Annotated in this window: 5 protein-coding genes and 1 pseudogene; 4 read left to right on the forward strand and 2 right to left on the reverse strand. The window is 30.6% G+C overall.

All coding sequences use genetic code 11. From position 1 onward, the window contains the following. The coding region (locus CLLU_RS18000) for an IS66 family transposase (protein ID WP_146127624.1) at positions 1 to 301 on the forward strand (301 nt) is incomplete at its 5' end. Positions 302 to 563: 262 nt separating this feature from the next. Here CLLU_RS18000 and CLLU_RS18005 read toward each other — a convergent pair. Then, on the reverse strand, positions 564 to 1,076 hold the full coding sequence (locus CLLU_RS18005; RefSeq protein ID WP_106011136.1) for a rubrerythrin: 513 nt from the start codon (positions 1,074 to 1,076) through the stop codon (positions 564 to 566). A 150-nt stretch (positions 1,077 to 1,226) separates the two neighbouring features. Between CLLU_RS18005 and CLLU_RS18010 the strand changes: the two genes are divergently transcribed. Both CLLU_RS18010 and CLLU_RS18015 read left to right on the forward strand, forming a co-directional pair. Then, complete coding sequence (locus CLLU_RS18010; RefSeq protein ID WP_106011137.1) at positions 1,227 to 1,913, forward strand: response regulator transcription factor; 687 nt, start codon at positions 1,227 to 1,229, stop codon at positions 1,911 to 1,913. Next, positions 1,910 to 3,277 (forward strand): sensor histidine kinase, encoded by a 1,368-nt coding sequence (locus CLLU_RS18015; RefSeq protein ID WP_106011138.1) that lies wholly within the window; start codon positions 1,910 to 1,912, stop codon positions 3,275 to 3,277. The genes CLLU_RS18010 and CLLU_RS18015 overlap by 4 nt, the downstream gene beginning before the upstream one ends. On the opposite strand, the pseudogene CLLU_RS18020 reads toward CLLU_RS18015, so the two are convergent. Then, positions 3,263 to 4,012 (reverse strand): annotated as a pseudogene (locus CLLU_RS18020) (MFS transporter); the annotation flags it as partial. The gene CLLU_RS18015 and the pseudogene CLLU_RS18020 overlap by 15 nt on opposite strands. Positions 4,013 to 4,043: 31 nt before the next feature. Between CLLU_RS18020 and CLLU_RS18025 the strand changes: the two are divergent. Continuing rightward, on the forward strand, positions 4,044 to 5,204 hold the full coding sequence (locus CLLU_RS18025) for an MGDG synthase family glycosyltransferase (RefSeq protein ID WP_106011139.1): 1,161 nt from the start codon (positions 4,044 to 4,046) through the stop codon (positions 5,202 to 5,204). Positions 5,205 to 5,264 lie beyond the last annotated feature (60 nt).

Raw genomic sequence — 5,264 nt, forward strand, 5'->3', positions numbered from 1 at the left:
GAATTATCTTCTAGATGGCAACTGTGCTATTTCAAACAATCTGTCTGAAAACAGTATAAGGCCTTTCACTTTAGGAAGAAAAAATTGGCTCTTTAGTGGAAGTCCACGAGGTGCTGAAGCAAGTGCATCAGTCTACAGCATGATTGAAACGGCTAAAGCTAATGGATTGGAGCCATACAGCTATCTTGAATTCCTGTTTAAAAATCTTCCTGGTGTCCAATTTGAAGCACATCCTGAATTCTTGGAAGAATACCTGCCTTGGGATCCATGGGTTCAGTCTTCCTGCAAAAAGAACAAATAGCAAAAATAAGACCACTCTAAATGAATGGTCTTTGTTTTTGCACACACCTGGTAATTTACCGCTTACGAACTATGGGTATATTACAATAATTAATTCTTTTATTATCAATAATATGCTCAGTTTTGACATTAAGTATTCTTGTTCAGATCAAGATATAAAAGATATTTTTGGAGATGTATTTAAAAATGTAGTTAAAGAAATAATGAAAAGTCCGTCAAAATTTACAATCGAACTAGAAGCTATTAATTAAAACAACAGAAGTTTAAACAAGAGAGTCATACTTATCTGTATCATATTTTAGCAGTACTCTGGTTAAATGTTCGGCATGCTCTTTTTCATCACTGGCTATTAAATAGAATATATGCTTGATGTCTTGTTGATAGAATTCCACTAAGTGTTGTTCATATAAAATAACAGCTTCAAATTCACCTTTTATATCTGCTCTGACATTATTTAAAATAATTTGTTTATCATAATTAGGCTTATATGATTGCATAGTTGTTTTGATGATGGGAGGCTGATTTCTTTGAACATTGTATTTTTGATATTGTACCGAATCATATTTACGAAGTAAATTAAGTAACATTCCATAGTGATTTTTTTCATCCTGCATTATACTTTTCCAAACAGCATTGATGTCTTCCATATTTGAGTCTGCTATGTGTTGGGCGTATCCGTTTATAGCAATAATTTCACCTATAAGAGCTTCACGTATCTTATTTGTAAAAAAATAAGGATGTCCTTGTGGTTGACCGTCTTTAACAGTATAGCTCATTATAACACCTCCAGGTCTTTTTTATTTATTATATTATGGTTTATAATATAATATGTCTAAATACATTAATTTTTAATTTGATTTTAATCTATTTAATTTAATATACAATATTGAGGAAAAATGTTAAAGTACTATTTTAGAGGTGATTTTTTGGAAAACTATAAAATACTTATAATTGAAGATGAAAAGAAAATGTCCACATTTATTCAAATGGAGCTCAATCATGAAGGATACACTACTGACGTTGAATATAATGGAAGAGATGGATTTGAAAAAATACAGAATGAAAACTATGATCTGGTGCTTTTAGATATAATGCTGCCTGGGCTAAATGGAATGGAGGTCTGTAGAAGAGTAAGGCAGTTTTCCAAGATTCCAATTATAATGATAACTGCTAAAGATGATGTGACAGATAAAGTAATGGGGCTGGATATCGGAGCAGATGATTATCTTACAAAACCATTTGCCATAGAAGAGCTTCTAGCTAGAATACGTGTTATAAGAAGAAATAATAATGAAAATTTAAATGATTACAAATATAAAGTAGATAATCTAGTAATGGATACCAAAACACATGAAGTTACAAGAGATGGTAAACTTATTGAACTTACTAAAAAAGAATATGATCTTTTAGAGCTTCTTCTAGCCAATAAAAATGTAGTTTTAACAAGAGATCAACTGATTGAAAAAGTCTGGGGTTATGATTATTTTAATGATACCAATGTGGTTAGTGTATTTATAAGATACCTTAGAAGTAAAGTTGATGATGGATTTGAGAATAAATTAATCACTACTGTAAGAGGAGTTGGATATGTAATAAAGGGAGATAAGTCATGAATTTAAATATAATAAAAGATGCAAAGATATCTGTCAAATTGACCGGAATATTTGCTTTCATGTTCTCTGTAATGCTTGTAGTGTCTAATGCATATATATTAAATGGATTAAAGCATTATTTATATACACAGGCAGGTAAACGTGTAGAAGATGTAAATGCAATACTACTCAATAAGTTAAAATTAAATGAAAATTCCAATAATGAGTTATTTTCCGACGTAATGCCTAATGAAAATATGTTTATAAAAATAATGGATAAAAACGGAAAAATAATAAGCGAATCAAATAAATTTAATTATCATTTGAAAATTTCTGAGCCCTATGGCAAAACAAAACATATAGAAGAACATGAAAAACATCTTACGTATTTAAATACAAAAATATTAAATAAAAATTATGGAACTGTATATATACAAATAATTAAGGATATGGACAATGAATATGATTTCTTGAAGATATTGTTTTTCTTTATGGCTGCGGCAGATTTATTCGGAATAATTTTATCAATTCTACTAGGATATGTTATAAGTAAAAAAATGCTGAATCCGATTGACAGTATCACAAAAACTGCAGAGGAGATAAGCATTAACAATTTAAAAGAGAGAATAGATATACAAGGTCCCAATGATGAGCTTAAAAGGCTTGCAGGTACACTAAATGACATGATCGACAGACTACAGGGATCTTTTAATAGGCAGGTTCAATTTGTGTCAGATGCATCTCATGAGCTTAGGACACCCATAGCCATAATTCAGGGATATGCCAGCCTTTTAGATAGATGGGGAAAAGATGACAGGGAGGCCCTTGAAAAGTCTATTGAAGCCATTAAATCCGAGTCACATAATATGGGCAAACTAGTAGAAAAATTGCTTTTTTTAGCCCGTGGTGATAATAAGTCGCAAAAGATAGAGAAAAATAGATTTCATCTCAACAAATTGATAGATGAAGTTATTGAAGAGACTAGATTAATAGATAAAAATCATATAATATCAAATACCAACAATGAAAATATACAGGTTGTTGCAGATTATAAACTTATAAAGCAATTGGTCAGGATAATTGTGGATAACAGTGTAAAGTTTACAGCAGAGAATGGAAAAATAGATATAAGTTCTATTAAATTTGGGAAATACATTAATATAGTAGTAAGTGATACCGGTATAGGAATTCCACAAAGTGAAATTCCTAAAATATTTGATAGATTTTATTGTGTAGATAAATCCAGATCTAAAGATATTGGGGGAAGTGGGCTTGGACTATCCATTGCTAAGCAAATTGTGGATACATACAATGGAACTGTGGATGTTAAAAGTGAAGAGGGAAAAGGTACGAAAACAACTATAAGTTTAGATATCGATTATTAAAGCAAGCCAATTTGGTGTGTTTGCAGATTGCAGTGCACTTGCAAAAAAAGATAAAGTAAATATCATGCATATCCATGGATTTGTTACAATCCCTTTCAATAAGGTCATAAGTATCATTAATGGATCGTTATTTTGCGGTAGTTTAAGTCCATTCATTGGGACTATAAACATTGCTATTCCTTCTTTAATAAGCTTTTGTAGTTCGGGTTCTGACTCGCCTACAGCGGGTTCTTTTATAAAAAAATATAGTATAATTAATAAGAAACCTATTATACTTACAATTTCAAACGGTTTTCTCCAGCTTGTAAAAGAGGCTACCAATGATGCCATTAGTGCTCCTGATATTCCACCAAATCCCTGAGCCATACCCCAAAGGCTTAATAACATTCCTCTGTACTTATTTGGAATATAGTCAGTTAAAATGCTAAAGCCAATTGAGGCTATACATCCTAACCCTATGCCGGTAAAAATTTGAAGAATAAAGAGCTGGAGATAATTACTACAACGTGATATTAAGAATACTGAGAATGACCATATAATAGTGCCCATAATAACAAGAAGCTTTCTATTGAATTTACCTGTGAGATAGCCCCATAGGATTGATGAAAAAGATGTAACTAAAATATTAACCGCTGAAATAATTCCCAATGAAGAAATTTGAACATTCATATCTTTTGCTATAGAGGAAAAAAGTGGTGGAAATAATCCTATGATGATATTATCGGTAGTATCCATATTTTAACTTAACTAATGAAAGGAATTAATTATGATTAATAGTGTACTTATCATTTCATCTAATTTTACTGGACACGGACACAAAAGTATAGCCGAGTCCCTATGTGAAAAGTTTTCAAACAATAAAAATGTGAAAATTCATATTGTGGATGGGTTTTCACTTGGTGGCACCACCTTGTTGAATATAGCAAAGGCATATGGACCCATAACTAGAAAATCAGAGAGCCTATGGGAACTTATATGGGATATATCATCTGTTAAACCATATCTCATTAATGAAATTATCGAATTAAAAGTAAAAGATAGATTTTTAGACTTATTAAAAAAAGTAAATCCAGATTTGATTTTGTCAATACATCCAAATTTCAATGGCTCTCTTATGAATATATTAAAAAAATATAATATCAAAATACCATTTATTACACTTATTGCGGATTTGGTGAGCATATCACCTCTGTGGGCGGATCCAAGAGCTGATTATATTATAAGTCCTACACAAGAAGCAAAATATAAATGTATGGAATTTGGTGTTCCTGCAGAAAAAATAAAGGTTTTAGGTTTTCCAGTTCGTTGGAGATTTTATAATCATACATGCCAACGTGAAGATTATAATATGAATAAACCTCTGAATTGTATGATAATGAGCGGCGGTGAAGGTGTTGGAAACATGAAAAAAATAGCCGAGATTCTGCTCGATAATTTTAACTGTACAGTTAAAATTGTAACAGGCCGAAACGCAGAATTGAAAAAAAGATTGGAAAAATCATTGATTGAAAAATATGGTAATAAAGTTGAAATATATGGTTTTACCAAGAATATACAGGATTTGATGTGGTGTTCTGATATTGCATTTACACGAGGAAGTCCTAATGTCATTATGGAAGCTGTAGCATGTAATGTACCTTTAATAATAACCGATGCTTTACCGGGGCAAGAAGAGGGAAATCCAAAATTTGTTGAAAAGTATAATCTTGGAATTATATGTAAAGATACAAGAAGAATAGAAATCGTAATAAGTGATTTGATTGCAAATAATTTGCAAAAACTGAATGAAATTAAAAGCTCCCAGAGAATTTATGCCAATCCAGATGCTGCAGAAGATATTGTAAATTTTATTTTGAGTATGAAAAATAATTTTAATGAAGTAGAAATAAAGGATGCAAATTTTTTAATCCCAAAAGTAAAAATGTGAATGTTATTGAAAATTCTTATTTAATTATAACTTTTTTTAACCATATCTTAATTTTATATG

Source organism: Clostridium luticellarii (assembly GCF_002995845.1).
GTDB lineage: Bacteria > Bacillota > Clostridia > Clostridiales > Clostridiaceae > Clostridium_B > Clostridium_B luticellarii.